The 17,112-nt window shown below is 51.4% G+C and carries 12 protein-coding genes; 4 read left to right on the plus strand and 8 right to left on the minus strand.

Annotated features, from left to right (window positions below):
- Positions 1 to 465 precede the first annotated feature (465 nt).
- The 4 genes from AC3G2T_RS07200 to AC3G2T_RS07215 all read right to left on the minus strand — a co-directional run bounded on the left by AC3G2T_RS07200 (position 466) and on the right by AC3G2T_RS07215 (position 9,123).
- Positions 466 to 4,656 carry a LamG-like jellyroll fold domain-containing protein gene (locus AC3G2T_RS07200; RefSeq protein ID WP_488435016.1) on the minus strand — a complete coding sequence of 1,397 codons (4,191 nt, stop codon included), beginning with the start codon at positions 4,654 to 4,656 and terminating at the stop codon, positions 466 to 468.
- Between the two features lie 253 nt (positions 4,657 to 4,909).
- Complete coding sequence (locus AC3G2T_RS07205) at positions 4,910 to 6,520, minus strand: ATP-binding protein (RefSeq protein ID WP_488435017.1); 1,611 nt, start codon at positions 6,518 to 6,520, stop codon at positions 4,910 to 4,912.
- 126 nt (positions 6,521 to 6,646) lie between these two features.
- Complete coding sequence (locus tag AC3G2T_RS07210) at positions 6,647 to 8,434, minus strand: ABC transporter ATP-binding protein (RefSeq protein ID WP_488435018.1); 1,788 nt, start codon at positions 8,432 to 8,434, stop codon at positions 6,647 to 6,649.
- Positions 8,435 to 8,589: 155 nt separating this feature from the next.
- Positions 8,590 to 9,123, minus strand: a complete 534-nt coding sequence (locus AC3G2T_RS07215; RefSeq protein ID WP_474682524.1) for a GbsR/MarR family transcriptional regulator — start codon at positions 9,121 to 9,123, stop codon at positions 8,590 to 8,592.
- Between the two features lie 251 nt (positions 9,124 to 9,374).
- On the opposite strand from AC3G2T_RS07215, the gene AC3G2T_RS07220 reads away from it, so the two are divergent.
- The gene (locus AC3G2T_RS07220) at positions 9,375 to 11,078 is read left to right on the plus strand and encodes a hypothetical protein (protein WP_488435019.1); all 1,704 of its coding nucleotides are present in this window, start codon (positions 9,375 to 9,377) and stop codon (positions 11,076 to 11,078) included.
- Between the two features lie 58 nt (positions 11,079 to 11,136).
- On the opposite strand, the gene AC3G2T_RS07225 is transcribed toward AC3G2T_RS07220, so the two are convergent.
- Positions 11,137 to 12,594 carry a SulP family inorganic anion transporter gene (locus AC3G2T_RS07225; RefSeq protein ID WP_488435020.1) on the minus strand — a complete coding sequence of 486 codons (1,458 nt, stop codon included), beginning with the start codon at positions 12,592 to 12,594 and terminating at the stop codon, positions 11,137 to 11,139.
- 318 nt (positions 12,595 to 12,912) lie between these two features.
- Between AC3G2T_RS07225 and AC3G2T_RS07230 the strand changes: the two genes are divergently transcribed.
- Complete coding sequence (locus tag AC3G2T_RS07230) at positions 12,913 to 13,470, plus strand: PadR family transcriptional regulator (protein WP_474682521.1); 558 nt, start codon at positions 12,913 to 12,915, stop codon at positions 13,468 to 13,470.
- Between the two features lie 73 nt (positions 13,471 to 13,543).
- On the opposite strand, the gene AC3G2T_RS07235 is transcribed toward AC3G2T_RS07230, so the two are convergent.
- Complete coding sequence (locus AC3G2T_RS07235) at positions 13,544 to 15,019, minus strand: protein adenylyltransferase SelO (protein ID WP_488435021.1); 1,476 nt, start codon at positions 15,017 to 15,019, stop codon at positions 13,544 to 13,546.
- Positions 15,020 to 15,467: 448 nt separating this feature from the next.
- Between AC3G2T_RS07235 and AC3G2T_RS07240 the strand changes: the two genes are divergently transcribed.
- On the plus strand, positions 15,468 to 15,734 hold the full coding sequence (locus AC3G2T_RS07240) for a BrnT family toxin (protein WP_488435022.1): 267 nt from the start codon (positions 15,468 to 15,470) through the stop codon (positions 15,732 to 15,734).
- A gap of 2 nt (positions 15,735 to 15,736) precedes the next feature.
- Positions 15,737 to 16,093, plus strand: coding sequence for a CopG family antitoxin (locus tag AC3G2T_RS07245; protein WP_474682518.1), 357 nt, complete (start codon positions 15,737 to 15,739; stop codon positions 16,091 to 16,093).
- A gap of 73 nt (positions 16,094 to 16,166) precedes the next feature.
- Here AC3G2T_RS07245 and AC3G2T_RS07250 read toward each other — a convergent pair whose 3' ends face one another.
- Positions 16,167 to 16,445, minus strand: coding sequence for a PH domain-containing protein (locus AC3G2T_RS07250; protein WP_488435023.1), 279 nt, complete (start codon positions 16,443 to 16,445; stop codon positions 16,167 to 16,169).
- Between the two features lie 22 nt (positions 16,446 to 16,467).
- Positions 16,468 to 16,782 (minus strand): hypothetical protein, encoded by a 315-nt coding sequence (locus AC3G2T_RS07255; protein WP_488435024.1) that lies wholly within the window; start codon positions 16,780 to 16,782, stop codon positions 16,468 to 16,470.
- Positions 16,783 to 17,112 lie beyond the last annotated feature (330 nt).

Genomic DNA, 17,112 nt, shown 5'->3' on the forward strand with positions numbered 1-17,112 from the left:
TCCGTCGAAATATCATCTGGGCGATAAACGCCCCGTGGGGCGCACCCAGACCGTTAGGCGGGCACATATACTTGGCTGTGTGAAGAAAGCCTGCAAAAGTGCAGGCTTTTACTCGTCGATGCGCCGGCAGCAGGAAATTCCTGCAAATGTGCAGTAATTTCAGCGAACACATGGGCTCTGGCTCATTTTATCCGAAAATTCCTGCACAATCGCAGGTTTTTCGCCAAAACGAGCCACTTTCGTAGAAAAAGCCTGCACTTTCGCAGGCTTTTTTCAGCACGCGCGAAACCCAGGCCTGCGATGCTGCGTTACATGTTCGGACAACGCCTGCGCTTCTTTGGCGGGCTTGCCGCCCGCTTCGCAAACGGCTGCGCCATCCGCCTTTGGAGTGGCGAAAAAATCGCCCCCCGGCGAACAGCCCAAAAGCAGCTGTTCGCACAGAGAGCGATCCACACACACATGGCGTTATTGCTTGGACAGCAGGTTCAACAGCAATTGCATGCTTTCGGCGCGGGTGATGTTTTCCCGAGGCGCAAGCCTGTGGTTTTCCCGGCCTTGCAGAAGGCCTTCCTGCACGGCGGCTGCGACATATGCCTCGGCCCATGCGCTTGCTTCGGCGGCGTTGCTCAAGTCCGCAGCCGCGGGACGTGGAGTAGCGGCCCCCTTCGACTTTTCGTATGCGCGGACTGTCATTGCCGCCGCTTCCTCGCGCGTGACCGGCTCCGTCGGCGCGAACCGGGTATCCGACCGGCCGCTAATGATGCCGGCCTCGGTCAGCGCCGCTATAGAACCGGCATACCCGCTTCCTGCTTCGACATCTGCGAAATTAGCGTCTTTTGGAGCCGTCCATCCAAGCGTACGGGCCAGGAAAGCAGCGAACTGCCCGCGGGTTACGTCTCTTTCGGGCTCAAAGACCGTCCCAGTGACGCCTTCGGCAATTTGCTTCGCCACCATCCTTTTGATCGTTAGCGAAGCCCAGTGGCTATCCGGGACGTCGGAGAACGATTTGCCGTATTCCAACACGGCATATCGGCCGGCATTCCAGACCGCGGCGGTAAAATAACCGTCAGCGTACTGACCCGGCACGTACTCCAAAGCTCCGTCGTCAGCGATAGCATAGACGTTTTGCAAATGCCGCCCGCCGCTTCCGCTGACGCCGGCTTTCAGCTTCAGCACAACTCCTTCGGCAAACCGGCTGATCGTCACAGGCCGACTATCGCCGATGGCGATTTGCAGACGGAGTTCGACGATGGCGCCGGCTGGCCGCACTTCAGTGCCCGCCGGCTTTTTCAACAGCTCCGCCGAGGCTCCGGTGACTTGCTCCATGCCGACGAGGATGTTCGTCTTCGGCTTGTCGGCATCGGCTATCTGACTGAGCCACTTGTCCATCAACGTTTTCGGCAGCCGGACGGAAACGCCGTCTTTTTTCAGTTCCAAAGACGACCCCGACAAGCTGCGCAGGACGTTCACCGGAATCGACACCTGCTTGGCCACTTTAGCGATGCTTACGGAAACCGCGCCATCTGCGCCTTTGATAAACGAGGCTTCGCTCACTACGGCCTGTTCTTCCGCGATGCCGCTTGAACTGCCGTCTGCCCCACCGCCGGAAGTACCGCCCGTACCACTGCTGCTGCCACTGCCGCTTCCGTTATCCATCGCGGGCTGTACCGGATGATTCATCCGCTCCTGAATTTCCTGCGCGGTCAGCGCTTTTCTTAAAATTTCCACATCGTCCAGAGAACCGTTAAAAGTCGGATCGGGGAACCGGCTCTTCCCTATAAAGTTGGAATCCGCGAGCAGTTCCTGCGGATTGATCGTCATATTCGGATTCACGGCAACCGCCTGTCCGTCTACATACAACGTACCGGTGTGATCCTCAATCGTAACGGCGACATGCGTCCATGTATCTTTGGGAAGCGCGGAGCCCCCCATCAAAGTCTGATCCTTGCCTTTGTAAATCGTGTAGTACAGCTTCTCTTCCCCGCCTTTGGAAGGAGTCAGAAACATGAAACCGCCTGTGCCGCCAAAATCAAAAATCCGCTGCCACGCGCCGCCTCCGCCCCATTTGACCCAAGCCATGAACGTAAAATCCGCGGTATCGGTGACACTGTTCGGCAGCTTGAGGTATCCGTCCGTCCCATTCAGCTTGACCGCGCCGCCGGCTTTGCCATAAGCGTCATAGGTAACGCCGCCGAACGCCGTCGGATTCTCATGGTTCACAGAACTGTCAGCCAGCAGATTCCCGCTATCGTTAAATGAATACTTGGCAATGACTTCATGCGGCGCCGACAGCACTGTGACTTGAAACGTTTTGACAGCGCTCGCCGCGCCTTTGACAATCGTGGCCGTAAGCGTCACTTGGACATTGCCGGAGCCAAAAGGCGGGTGATTCACTTTGCCGCTCGCCGCGACGACATCCGGATTGCTCGAATTCCAGCGGATGCTCGTATTGCGGACGCCTGTAACCGGCAGTGCCAGGTCGCCTTTCACCGCTGTCACGTCTCCGATGGACAAGTTTTCTTTGGCCGATGCCACGCTGCCTTCATCCGACAGCTCGCCGAGCTTTTTGCCCCAGACCGCAGTACCGGACTGGTTCAGGCCTGTGAATACAAGGGTCGGAGCCCACTTGACCCAATCCCAGGCCGGAGCGATTTTCACCGTGTCGATCCAGTAACCGCCCGGGGCCGCATCCGGCGCGTACCAGTGAAGCGTAAGCGTATTACCGCCGCTTAGCTGCCAAAAATTGCGGCTGTCGCGCGAGCCGATCGCGCCACCGGCCAGCAGCGTGATGACGGACGATTTGCGCTTGCCGTCGTCGTTGCGGTCGAGAACGATTTGCTCCCATTCGCCTGCAATCTGCGCTTTATATACGGCTTGTTCCTGTTCCCCCGCGTAGCGCTCCGGGGATGCTGCAGGCCAGCCGTCGTCCGTCCATAAAACTTTGCGTATATACAGCTCGGACCAGAGCGGCTCTTCGCCGACACGCGCATTATGCGCAATGTAGTAGTTGTTCCCGTCCTTCAGCCACGCATCGTGGCCTGTACCGGCCCACCCGGCGTCCTCTTCGAACGCGTAGGAGTTGATGATTTTCGTGCCGGTTTCCTTCGATCCTGTCGTATCGATCATGTCATGTCCGTTATAATCGACGTAAGGGCCGTCGACGGACCGGGATCTTGCCACACGAACGTTGTACGTATCGCCCAGCGATTCATAACTGACCGTCAAATAGTAGTACCCCGTATCCGGATTGTAAATGATGTTGGGGCCTTCGATGCCAGGACCGGGGATTCCGGTATCGCCCTGACGCTTGGCAATCAGCTTGCCTCTATTGCCCGGTTGGACCAGTTTGCCGGTCTGCGGGTCGATCTTGGCGATGTAAATGCCGCCGAAAAACGAGCCGAACGCCATCCAGGGGCTGCCGTCCGCATCGAATACAATGTTCGGATCAATGGCGTTCACTTGCTGGTCATCAGCGCTTTTGGTCTTGAAAACCGCCCCTTCATCATGCCACGGCCCTTCGATCGTCTCGCTTGTCGCCAGCCCGATATAAGAATTCCGCGTACCGAAACCGGAAACGGAATAATACAAATAAAATTTGCCGTTCATCTGCACAACTTCAGGCGCCCAAAATTCCGTATTTCCGGACCAGAGCCGCGCTTCGTCCGATACGCGGTCAAAGACGCGACCCGCAAATTGCCAATGCACGAGATCCGGCGATTTGCGAATTTGGATGCCCGGCTTCACGACGCCGTCGGGGTAATATTTTTTATCGGCTCCCGTAAACAGAAAGTCTGTCGAAAATGCGTAATAAGTGCCGTTCACTTTGATAAGCTCGGCGTCATGGGTATTGTTGCTCGTCCACTTGTTCTCGTCTTGTACGATGCCCAGATCCATTTTGGGAAGCTTATTCGCCGCAGGCGCGGGAGCATTCCTGATCAATGCGCCTATAATTTCATTCTCGCTCCAGGCCCGGTTCGCTATATGCACCTCATCGATGCTGCCGCTGAAATTCGAATCCGCCGGAGCGAAACGGCTCTTGCCCAACCAGATCGCATCCGCGTTCAAAGCATCCGGATTGTAGGTCATGGCATTGTTGGTCGCTTGCAATTCTCCGCTCACATACAGCTTGCCGACATCGCCTTCCAACGTTACCGCAACATGAGTCCACTCGTTCACCGGAAATGCAGCGCCCGTCAAGGTCTGATCCGTACCCTGGTAAATACTGAAATAAAGCTTGTCGCCTGCGCCTCTGGGAGTCAGATACATAAAGCCGCCAGGCCCCCCGAAGTCAAAAATGCGGGTCCAGCCGCCGCCGGTTCCGTCCCATTTGACCCATGCCGCAAACGTAAAATCGGCCGAACGGGTCACATTGCCGGGAAGCTCGATGTATCCGTCCGTTCCGTTTAATACCGCGGCACCGCCCATTTTCCCGGCTGCGTCCCATGTCACGCCTCCATGAGCTGCCGCGTCGTAGTGGTTGACAGTGCTGTCCGTGATGACGTATGTAGTGCCCGTAACCGTTGTAAAATCCCGATCGAAGGGATAATCCGCAACCGGACCGGCTCCCGGCAGCACGGCATCGGCAAAAGCGAGGTTAGGCAGCACTGTCCCAAGAACGATAAATAAGCAAAGCATGCGAATGCAAAATTTCTTCAACTGAATCCTCCTTTTCGACTGTTGTGGAGCGATTTTTCGAAACCGCTTCCAAAATCGGCTTCGCCTTTTGGCCTTCAGCCACCCCCTTCTTTTTATTTTATAAAAATATGAAATAATAGAGATTCAACTATAATATAGATCGATATGTATGCGCTGTCAACATGGATATTTTCAATATTTTATAAAATAAAAGAATAACCTCTCTAGCAAAGAGGCTATTCCCCGTCCAACCTTATACCCCCCCCTTCCAATCTCAAGTGTGCAGCGGAAATGTCATGATAAAGGCAGTGCCCTTGCCTTCGGTGGAAAACGCATTCATCTTTCCTTTGTGACGCTCGACAATGCTCAGACATACCGGGAGGCCGAGGCCGGTTCCATTTTCCTTGGATGTGTAAAAAGGTTCGAAAATCCGCTGCAGCTTCTCTTCGGAAATACCCGATCCGGTATCCGTAATGGCTACTTCCACCTGCTCGTCCGCCACATGCGTTTCAAGCTTAATGACACCCTTGCCGTCCATAGCTTCCAAACCGTTGCGCACCAAATTGAGAATCAGCTGTTTAATCTCCTTCTCGTTCAGCAGCATATCCGGCACATCATGGTCCAGCCGCATATCGACTTCGATCCCCCGCAAGTTGGCGTCCGCCACAATCATCGGATACAAAGATCTGATGACTCTGTTCATATTATCCGATTCCATCGGTACGACCCGGTTTTTGGCCAACGATAAAAAGTCGTTGATGATCTCGTTGGTCCGGTCCAATTCCTCAAGAATAATGGCGAAATATTCCTGAAGATCGGGACTTGTGCGCTCTTTGATCAGTTGAATAAATCCTCTGATCACCGCCATCGGGTTACGGATTTCATGAGTGATGCTGGCCGCCATTTGTCCGACAAGACTGAGCCTTTCCATTTGGCTTCGCTCATGCTTCAGCATTTCGACCTCCGTAATCTCCTGAAAGACGCCCACTGCGCCGATTACATGCCCATTCTCCGTCACCGGGTAAGCATAGCTCAAAAAGATTCTCCCGTTCAGCTCAATTTCCTGCGCAACCGTCCGGTATCCTTGCAGCGCTTGGATTAGAGCCATTTCTTCAAAATTGCCTCCCTGCCGCGCGACAAAACTCCGGAAGCACGTTCCGATCAAACTGCCCCGGCTGCAGCACGGAAAATAGCCCAGGAACGCTTCGTTCACGATCGTAATCCGCTCATCCTTGTCCACAGCGAGTACCATAAGCGGCAGAAGATCAAGCAGCGTCTGAAGATGAACGGCATCTCCGAGCACGCTGTCATTAAACTCCTTGGCTTGATTGGCCGCAGCCGCGGCAGCCGATACATCCTGCATGTGCATCATGGCGCCGGCAATTTGCCTTGTATGCGGGTCGATAATGGGAGCGGCGTTGAACAATAGCGCCTTTTCCTGTACAGTAATCCGCTTTTTGCTGCAGTTCTCCCCGCTGCGGATCATCCCGAGAATACCGCGGATTTCTTCCTGAATGCCCGCCTGCGCAAACAGTTCGCTGACATCAATCCCGATCGCCGTTTGATCCCGGTTTGTCAATGACCGGATAAGCTCAAGGGCGCCTTCGCTCGCAAAATCCACCCTATTGCGGCTGTCGACAGACAGAAAGCCCCCGGGAATTTGGCCGATCATCCAGGCAATCGTATTTTGTTTGTGAGCCAGCTTGATCGACAACCGCCGATAGATGACATACAGCATGCCGATGGCTGCCAGCCAAATGAATACAGTCAGAACGGCAACGATGTGCGGTTCCTTCCTTGAGCCGTACAAACCGATCATCAGCGCCATCACGGCCGACAGGCCCACACAGCTTATCAAGAGTTCCCTGTTTGCTTGTACTTGCACGATAAAATTTCCACCTCCACCCATACTTTCAAAAATAAGTATTCGACATCGAACGGTTTCCTCCTGCGCTGCACAAAAAAGGCATCTCCCCCAAAATGGCGCTGGGCAGAGATGCCTTTTCCTAGCTTAGTGAAATTCGGCTTCCGTTTGCAGCTGCGGACTCGCCGGATGCTGGAGCTGCTGCTCGGCGAACTCGCGGTACAGCTCATGCGACTCAAGCAGCTGCTGATGGGTACCGCTGCCGGTAATAACGCCTTTCTCCAAAAAAATGATGCGATCGGCGTCAACGACCGTGGATAAACGATGGGCGATGACCAGCGTCGTCCGGCCCTGCATAAGGTTGTTCAGCGCCTGCTGCACCACGACTTCGGATTTGCTGTCCAGGCTTGAGGTCGCTTCGTCGAGCATCAAAATTTTCGGATTCCGCAGCAGCGCCCGGGCAATCGCGATCCGCTGGCGCTGCCCGCCGGACAGCTTGATGCCGCGCTCCCCGACTTCCGTCTCGTATTTCATCGGCAGCTCGTCAATGAACGCATCGGCGTACGCCATCCGGGATGCGCGTTCGAGCTCTTCGAGCGTGACCTCCCGTTCCATTCCGTAGCAAATGTTGTCGCGGATCGTACCGGCAATCAGCGGGCTTTCCTGCGACACATAACCGATCTGGCTCCTCCATGAATGCAGGGAGAACCGCTCGATGGAGTCACCGCCGATCGTGATGTTTCCGGCCTGCGGGGTGTAGAACCGCTCCAGAAGCGAGAACAGCGTCGTTTTACCGCTACCGCTCGGACCGACGATGGCGGTCACCTTGCCCGACTCCATCGTAAAGCTTACATTTTTGAGCACAGGCTCCTCATTCTTGTAGTTGAACGTTACATGCTCCAACCGGATCGGCTGTGCCGGGTCCGTCACCGGATCTCCGGAATACAGGTCCTCTTCCTCGTGGTCTAACACTTGCAGAATCGTGTCCGTAGCTCCCAGCGACTTCTGCGCCTGATTGAAAAATTGCGTAATCTGCGTAATCGGCATCACGATCTGGAACAAATACAGCATGAAAGCGACTAACTGCCCCGCGGAAATAGCTCCCGAGGATACCCGCATTCCCCCGTACCCGAAGAGCACGACAAGCAGCATCAACATGACGAAAGAGACGAGCGGCGCCATCAGCGCTTGAATTTTGCCCTCTTTCAGCCCGTATTGGAACAGCTTCCGGATGCCGGAAGCCCCTTCCCGGTACTCGCCCGGCTCGGCGTTCGCCGCTTTCACGAGACGAATTTCCGACAGCACCCGATTCAAAACGGATGTGAAGCTTGCCGTTTCGGCCTGCATGTCTTTGGACACTTTGTACATTTGTCTGCCGAGCGGAAACAGGATAACGAACGCGATCGGGAACACGCTGAACATGATCAGCGTCATTTTCCAATCCATGTAAAGCAGCACGACAATAGAGCCGACAATCGAAATGATGCCTGTGACGAAACCTGTCATATGTTCGGTAATAAGGCCCTTAATAACAGACGTATCGTTCGTCATCCGGCTGATCGTGTCCCCGGTCTGGCGGCTGTCGTAAAAGTGAACCGGCAGGACGAGCAGCTTTTTCCACAGACGGTCCCGAATCCCCGCGACAACACGGTTCCCCGCATAAGCCAGCAAGTAGACCGAAACCCCGGAGGCCAAAGCCTGCGCGACAAAAGCTCCCGCCATCCCGAGAATCTGCCCCTGGCTGAGCGAACTGACGGAGAAGCTGTCGACCACATTTTTGGTAAACAGCGGAATGACAAGCCCCACAAGTGTGGAAATGACGCTTAAGCCTAATGCTATGCCGAGCACAAGCTTCGGAGGATTCGTCTGCATCAGAAGCCGAAAGAACGCTCTCCAATCGGTACGAGCGGTTGAATTCGCCTGTTTTGTTTTCATACTCTCTACTCCCTTTTGCGTGATTTACAAGATGGAGTATATAAGCGTTTTATTAACTGAATATAAACGAATGAAAGTTGGGAGCCCTGCATACATTTTCCAGGGAAATGCGAAGCAGCCTGATACAACCGCGCGAACGGAACGATACCAGGCTTTCAAGTATGGTTTTCAATATTTTTGCGGGAATCCGCCGCTCTCTTCCTGAACTCTTCCTCGACTTCTTTGATAACCGGGAGCAATTTGTTGTACATAGCGGCAATTGGCGAGAATCGTTGTTTAAAGCGCAGAAGCTCGTTCTGTTGATCCGGATCGGAGGTTGCAACCGAAGATATTTCATTGACCGTTTTGTCGGCCCAAGTCTGGAACATTTCCAGATCGTAAATAATGCGCTGGGCGTGTTTCAAAATATAAGTCTCCGACATATAGTAATAATCTCTTCGGTCATTGCTTGAGGGCATCTTCCGGCACATGCCGAGTCTTTCCATATGGCGGATCTGAATGCTTACCGCAGCTTTGGTAACACCCGTTTCTTCAACCAAATCCTGTAAACTGAGCGGTTCCGTAGCGAACAAAAGCTGGGTAAATATTTTCCCAACCAGCGGACTATACCCCTTGCGTTCGTAGCTTAACGACAAAAAATCACTTATATTTTGCTTCCATTCGCAGAAAGAGTGATCATGAGTATCCATTCTTTACGCTCCTACTGTTCGCATTTTTCGAGTATGTTTGCCACTATCATAGACAAAAGCAACATGCCAGTCAACCATGAGAAAAATATTTTATTGTATTTTCAATTTGTGAACATTTTGCGACATTCCATTTTTAGGAATTGACGCAGGATAAATTTAGTATTATTATTCACGTTAACAACGTAGTTAACGATAAATACATTATCGACTACTTAAGCTTCATTTCACAGAGAAAAAGGAGAGAGCCTTTTATGAGAAAATCACTAAAAATTTTAACATCCAGCACTCTTGCCGCTGTCCTGTTATTGTCGGGAACTGCCGCATCCGCCGGTAAAGCTTTTGCCGCCGAAACCACCGCATCCGCTTCAGCTTCAACCCTTCAAGCGGATTCCTTCGCCAACCAGCTTATTAGCTACAGACTTTCCACTTTGGTAGGGGATACGGCTTACGTTTCCGGGAAAAAAGAGAGCGACATCTATTCCTCCCTTGCGAGCGGACAAAGCTTGACTCAGGCTTCCGGTCTTAGCAGCTCCGACATTTTGAAAAGATTGAGCGATATCGTTAACGCCGATCTGCAGGAAGCTGTGGGCTTCGGAATCATTCCGAAAGACCAATTACAAGCCGGGGAAACAGCCGCAAGCAAAAAATTAAGCCAAGTTGTCGATACGCAAGGATATCAGGTCGCATCCGCTGACGGCCAGGCCGTTCTGGCCCATATCGTTTTGAATCGTTTGGATCGCATTATTCTGGATTCCGCTGTGCTTTCGGATAAAGATGAAAAAGACGTCCGGAACGATCTGAGCTCAGGCAAATCACTGGTTGCCTCTTCACCTTTGGACCCGGGCGAACTGAGCAAAAAATTGTTGGATGCCGCTTATCAAGAAATCCAATACCAGGTTTCTGCGAACGTCGCCACCCAAGCCGATGCACTCAAGTACTACGCTGTGGCTTCCGAAAAAATTTCGAACATCATCAACACGCCAGGCTACCAACCCGAAGCTGCCAAACCTGCTTCCAGCAATCTGGAACAAATTGTAGCGAACCGGATTAGTAACATTATTTCGGCTACCGCCTCTTTCGCGGATAAAGATGATACCGATGTACTGAACGATCTGCGCTCAGGAAAGTCCCTAGTAGCCTCGGCTGCTTCTTTGGAGCCCGGCAAACTGTCCGAAAAACTGCTGGACTTGTTGAAGCAGGATCTTCAGTTTGAAGTGTCGCAAAATCGCGCTTCCCAAGCCGATGCCGATAAATATTACGCCAAAGGCGCTGCGGAAATTTCGGACATTATCAGTACGCCAGGGTATCAGCCCGAAGAAGCCAAGGCTGCTTCTTCCGACCTGGAGCAAATTGTGACAAACCGTATCAGTAGAATTATTACGGACACCGCCAATTTTGCCGATAAAGATGAAAAAGACGTTATAAACGACTTGCGTTCAGGCAAATCTCTCGTAGCCTCGGCTGCCCTGGAGTCCGGCAAGCTGTATGAAAAGCTGACGGATCTTGCGAAACAGGATTTTCAATACGAAGTGTCCCAGAACCACGCTTCTCAAGCCGATGCCGACAAGTATTATGCCGAAGCCGCCGCGAAAATTTCGGACATTATCAGCACCCCGGGATACCAACCTGAGGAAGCTGCCAAGCCCGCTCCTTCCGATCTGGAAAAAATCGTCACTAACCGCGTCGGCAAAGTGATTATTGACACGGCCAATTTTGCCGATAAAGATTTGGCAGACGTATTAAGCGACTTGCGCGGGGGCAAATCCCTCGAAGCTTCAGCCGCCTTGGAGCCCGGCAAACTGTATGAGAAGCTGACGGATCTCGCGAAACAGGATCTTCAATACGAAGTGTCCCAGAACCGCGCTTCCCAAACCGATGCCGACAAGTACTACGCTGAAGCCGCTTCGAAGATCGCGGACGCCATCAGCACCCCTGGTTATCAAGTGCAAAAGTAAACCTTTAGAAAAAGCGGCCTTGCCCAGCAGTTACATACTGCCGGATAAGGCCGCTTTTTTAATTGGGCTGGTTGGATGACAGCCCCGCCTGATTGACCAACTGTTGGCTTTCCGGATTTAAGCCGGTAATCGCGACAGTTTTGCCAAGTTGCTCGTACTTCTGTATCACCTTCGAAATCGCCGTCACGGCCGATTGATCCCATACGTGGGAAGCGCGCAAATCGATGATCACATGCTGAGGATCCCCGTGCGCATCGAACAAATCGACAAAATGGCTCATCGTACCGAAAAACAGCTGCCCCGAAATTTCATAAACTTTATGTTCTCTACTATTATAATGAGAAACCGCCCGAAGCCTCGCCATTTTCCAACCAAAATTCAGCGCGCTGAGGATCACGCCACTTACGACGCCAATCGCAAGGTCGGATGTCACTACGACGATGATCACCGTAAGCACCATGACGACGGCGTCGCCGCGGGGGATTTTGTGCAAAGTGCGGAGCGAATTCCAGTCAAAAGTGCCCAGCGAAACCATGAACATGACGCCGACCAGAGCCGCCATCGGAATTTGCCGGACGACCGGCGCCAGCACTAGGATCAGGAAAAGCAGAAACACCCCTGCTACAAAAGTCGAAAGTCGCGTCCGTCCGCCTGACTTGACGTTAATGACCGTCTGCCCGATCATTGCACAGCCGGCCATCCCGCCGAAAAATCCGGTCAGCACGTTGGCGATGCCCTGCCCTCTGACCTCCCTGTTCTTGTCGCTCTTGGTTTCCGTCATTTCGTCCACGATGGTAGCCGTAAGCAGCGACTCGGTCATCCCGACTACGGCAAGCGCCAGCGAATATGGCAAAATATGCAGGAACATCCCCCATGAAAGCTCGATTTGCGGAAGATGCAACATGGGCAGCGCCTGCTTGATCGTCCCCATATCGCCTACAGTACGTACATCGATATGAAATACTACGGCGATTATCGTCATGACAATGATGGCAACGAGCGCCGAAGGTACGGCTTTCGTCAACCGCGGCAGCCCGTAAATAATGAGCAGCGTACCCGCTACGAGTGTATACATCGGCCACGACTCTCCGGCAAAGTTAGGCAGTTGGGCCATAAAAATAATAATGGCCAGCGCGTTCACAAAACCGATAATGACCGAATGCGGCACAAACGTAATAAATCTTCCGAACTTGGCGGCGCCCATCGCCCATTGCAGTACACCGGTCAAAATGCTGGCGGCATATAAATACTCAATCCCGTACCGGGCCACAAGAGGGCCCATTAATGAAGCCATCGCTCCCGTCGCCGCAGAAATCATCCCCGGCCGGCCCCCGACGAAAGAAATGGTAACCGCGATAATAAAAGACGCGTAAAGCCCGACCATGGGGTCAACCCCCGCCATAATCGAAAACGCGATCGCTTCCGGAATTAACGCAAAAGCGACGGTTAACCCGGACAACAGATCTTGGCGAACGTTGCCGAAGAAACCTTGTCGAAACCACTGCAGCAAGATCATCTCTCCCTATATGATGTTGTCGTTGACGCTCCACTCTCAGGATTGTCGGGTCCGATATTCGCTGTCTTCGATTATACTTGCAGGTCTAAACATTTTCAGTGATAGATAAGCCCATGTAAGCGCTTATATTAATGAATTTCTCAATGATTCTACGATTATCGTCTTTTTTCTACTACGTATATTTTCCCGGATAATTGAAGGTCACAATTAACGTCAAGGTTAATATATGTGATCGAAACTGAAATGTTTTATAATGATCTCAATCCGATTTTCGCGATGAATCCGAGATGTCTTGCACGATTTTAGGAGGTAAACCAAATGGCCCAGCAGACCGGGAAAACCAACACTATGTTTGCAGTACTTGGCATTCTAACTTTAGGTCCCCATACGGGTTACGATATTAAACAGCATATGGAGAAAAGCACCAGTTATTTTTGGAATGAAAACTATGGTCAAATTTATCCCAGCCTTGCCGAGCTGCTGAAACGCAAAGATATTACCGTGGATGTGAAACGACAAAAAGGAAAGCCGGATAAAAAAGTGTACAGCATTACAGAACAGGGAAAACTTACACTATCCGACTGGTTGTCTCAACCGATGGAGCATATGGTGATGCTAAAAAAGAATGAACTGCTATTAAGGGTGTTTTTTGGCAGCAACGCCCCGCCTGAAGCTATCATTCAACATGTCCGGGAACATAAAAGCAAGTTGGAAGAAAGCCTGCATATTTTTGAAGAACTCGAAAATTGGCTTCGCAACGAGCAATCGGAAGATCAAAATTATAAATACTGGCTTATCACCATTAATTATGGGAAAAGCCAATTCCGCAGTTTAATTCATTGGTGCGACGAAAGCATTGAAGTCTTAAAATCTTGATAAGATCGTTAGACGCCCGGATATACGCAAAAAGAGGGGCTGCCCGCCCCTCTTCATTACTGTGCGCTTATTGCTATGTCCCGCAAAAGGTTTGGTAAGGACAGTCGGATGGCTCAGGCAATGTGGAGTACTCGGCCTGTTCGGCAGAGTACGCGTAAGGGCTCGAAAGCACATCAAGAAGCCGCTCCATCACGCTGTAATCCCCCTCTGTCACCGCGGCTTCCAGCGCCTCTTCGACCCGATGGTTGCGCGGGATTACCGCGGGGTTGCTGCTGCGCATCAACTGGTGCGAGTCGGCTTTTGATTCCTGCCGCCTGCCTAGTCTCGCCTGCCACAGCTCCCGCCACGAAGCAAATTCCGGGGTGCCGAACAGCCCCGTATCCTCCAGTTGATCCATCGTAAATGCGCGGAAGGTATTAGTGTAGTCAGCACGATACTTCTGCATGATGTTGAGGAGATCTTTGATAAGGGCCTCATCCTGCGGCTCTTCGCCAAAGATCCCCAGCTTCGCCCTCATTCCCGCGAGCCAATGGCTTTGAAACAACCCGGTAAAACCGGAAATCGCGTCCTCGGCCAGTTTGATAGCCTGCTCTTCATTGTCATGAAGCAGCGGCAGCAGGGCTTCGGCAATTCTCGCAAGATTCCATGCGGCGATATACGGTTGATTGCCATAAGCATATCGGCCGTGCATATCAATGGAACTGAATACCGTTGCCGGGTCATAGGCATCCATGAAGGCGCACGGGCCATAATCGATGGTTTCCCCGCTAATGGCCATATTATCGGTGTTCATCACCCCGTGAATAAAACCCACAAGCTGCCATTTGGCAATCAGCGCGGCCTGACGCTTAATCACTTCCTGGAGAAGGGCAAGATAACGGTTCTCACCAGGATCAACCTCAGGAAAATGTCTTTGCAATGTGTAATCGGCCAGAGTCCGGAGATCCTGGATAGTCCCCCGTGCTGAAACGTATTGAAAGGTCCCGACGCGCAGATGACTGGCAGCCACGCGGGTCAAAATCGCACCAGGCAGTTCAGTTTCGCGGATGATGGACTCTCCGGTCGTCACCACAGCCAGACTGCGGGTGGTAGCAATACCAAGCGCATGCATGGCTTCGCTGATCACGTATTCGCGCAGCATCGGCCCCAGCGCCGCTCGCCCGTCGCCTCGCCGGGAGTATGGCGTTCGCCCCGAACCCTTAAGCTGAATGTCAAACCGTTCGCCCCGCGGAGTGATTTGTTCGCCAAGCAGCAGAGCCCGGCCGTCTCCCAGCATCGTAAAATGCCCGAATTGATGCCCGGCGTAAGCTTGGGCAAGCGGCGACGCCCCTTCAGGAACTCTGTTGCCGGAAAGCACCGCTACGCCTTCTCTGCTTTGCAGCGCTTGAACGTTTAACCCTAATGACGCTGCCAAAGGATTATTAAGAATGATCAACTTCGACGAGCGCACAGGGGTTGGGTTCGACCCGAAAAAAAACAACTCCGGCAGACGGGCATAACTGTTATCGAAGTTCCATCCGGTATTTATGACTGCTATTTTTTCTGTCATCGCAGCACCTTTTTTCGTTTGATTTCTTGAACTTATACAAGGTAATCCCCTTTAGGATTTTCTTCCTCCGCTTTATTATACCTTTCTTTACACCCGATTAGTGCTATTAAAAATTTTAAGCCGCAACTCAAGCCGCCCGAGATGAACACACCGATTGTTCAAAAAGCTCCTGCTTCAAAATTGAAAAAGCTTTGAGCATGCATGCTTCAACGGATATTCTGATGCTTTTACAGAGGAGGCCGAAGGTCATCTCTATATGACTGCCGCTCATAGTTCGTACATATGATACGGTTCACCGTGCTGTCTGTAACGGCAAGTTGACATAAAAGCCGAATGAGACAGAGCTCATTTCGGGTAATAAATTATTTTCTTGAAACGATCTTACAACGAATAAAATGTGTTACAATTGTATATACATAGGAATATACATGATTGAGGGGAAGCATTAGTGTCATCATTTATATGGGATGAAGAAAACATAGAACACATTGCTCGTCATAACGTTGAACCGTTTGAAGCAGAAGATGCTTTAATGGATCCGCAGAGGGTGAAATTTTCTGCACATAGTGGTAACTTAGGCATTATTGGTGCTACAGAGGATGGAAGACGTTTAGTCGTGATTTACGTAAAGAAGGTAAAGGGAAGAATAAGAGTAATAACAGCACGTGATGCTACTGAATCTGAGGCCAAAACATACAAAAGGAGGAATCGATAATTATGAAAATAATTACTTCAAGAGACCAAATACCAGAAAATATGAGTGATTCGGAAGCAGCGGAATTTTGGTCGAACCATACAATGAGTGAGGAGTTATTGGAAGCTTCAATTGTAGAAGAAGAGGATCACGACTTGCCAAAAAGGAAATCTGCAACTATTTCTATTCGTATCGACGAGGATTTACTCCTACGCATTCGTACTTTAGCTAGGCTAAGAAAAAAGGGCTATCAGACGCTTATTAAAGAATTTTTAATTGAACGGACGTATGAAGAGGAAAAAAAAATTTCCCTTTTAGAAAGGAGTAGTTTAGATTTTAATGATGCTCTGAAAGAGATCGCAGTAGCTAAAGCCGAATAAAAAAAGATGTTGTGCACATAGTATCTTTCGAACGAGGTTAGGAATGTAGTATTCCTTACCTCGTTCTTTTGCTTTACTCACTTGACGGGACTTGTCTTTCTTTTGACAGAAGGCAAATGAGAGCATGAATATGTAAATTGTAAATTTTGCCCAAATTAATTTTGTCTTTTTCTGAGCTGCCCACAACGACGATCCGGACGCTGGCCATGCCGAACAGCCTGTGCAGCGAATTTTCCGTCACGCGCACCGCTCGAATGCGCCGGGCCGTAATGATAGCCTGTTTCTTTTCCAGCAAGCCCCGCTTGATCGTCAGCGTGTCGCCCTGTGCCTCCAGCCTGAAGCCCCAATCCATGAAAAAGCGTCCGCTTGCGCACCTAAATCCCGTGATGAAGCTCGACATCCTTTTCGGCGACCGCATACCGCCACGAACGGTATTTCAGCCCCGGGAGCACCGCTAGCTCCAGTACCGCGATCGCTGCTGCAAGCACCACCGTCAGTGTGAAAATCCATCTCGGCCAGTCAAAACGCACGGTCAAAACTCCAAGTGCGGCGACAACGGCGAGACATACCGCAGCCGTTATCCATCCCTCCGTTCTCCGTGAACCGCTCTCGGGTCGATACGCTTCATTCTCATCATCCTTTCTTCTGAAGCGGATTGCGGACAGCCGCCAAATAGAGAGTACGATCATACTAAAATGTCAACAGAAAATAACGGCCTAGCCCCAAACGTTCTTTAGCTCGAAACCAACTCAGATTGAATCTTCATCCGTGACCCATGAGCTTCTTTACCAGCGATTTTTAAAATGGGAACATAAAAACTTACCTCAAGGCCCGTTTGGAACTGAACGTGATTTGTAACTGAACCGTATTTTTTCATTGACAACCCGTCAATGAGGATTTATATTAGTGACGATGATAATCATTATCATTTATGATGAAAGGCCCAAAAGTTAAAAGCGCATCCCCTTGCTGCTGATCCTCATGGTCGCGATCAGAGCTGCGGGAAAAACTCTCGAGCG

The sequence above is a fragment of the Paenibacillus sp. sgz302191 genome (genome assembly GCF_057749925.1).

Excerpts from the sequence above, each read along its gene's own strand:
- AC3G2T_RS07210 (WP_488435018.1), bottom strand. The coding sequence starts at position 8,434 with ATGAAAACAAAACAGGCGAATTCAACCGCTCGTACCGATTGGAGAGCG.
- AC3G2T_RS07245 (WP_474682518.1), top strand. The coding sequence starts at position 15,737 with ATGAAAATAATTACTTCAAGAGACCAAATACCAGAAAATATGAGTGAT.
- AC3G2T_RS07250 (WP_488435023.1), bottom strand. The coding sequence starts at position 16,445 with ATGGATTGGGGCTTCAGGCTGGAGGCACAGGGCGACACGCTGACGATC.
- AC3G2T_RS07235 (WP_488435021.1), bottom strand. The coding sequence starts at position 15,019 with ATGACAGAAAAAATAGCAGTCATAAATACCGGATGGAACTTCGATAAC.
- AC3G2T_RS07255 (WP_488435024.1), bottom strand. The coding sequence starts at position 16,782 with ATGATCGTACTCTCTATTTGGCGGCTGTCCGCAATCCGCTTCAGAAGA.
- AC3G2T_RS07215 (WP_474682524.1), bottom strand. The coding sequence starts at position 9,123 with ATGGATACTCATGATCACTCTTTCTGCGAATGGAAGCAAAATATAAGT.
- AC3G2T_RS07230 (WP_474682521.1), top strand. The coding sequence starts at position 12,913 with ATGGCCCAGCAGACCGGGAAAACCAACACTATGTTTGCAGTACTTGGC.
- AC3G2T_RS07220 (WP_488435019.1), top strand. The coding sequence starts at position 9,375 with ATGAGAAAATCACTAAAAATTTTAACATCCAGCACTCTTGCCGCTGTC.
- AC3G2T_RS07225 (WP_488435020.1), bottom strand. The coding sequence starts at position 12,594 with ATGATCTTGCTGCAGTGGTTTCGACAAGGTTTCTTCGGCAACGTTCGC.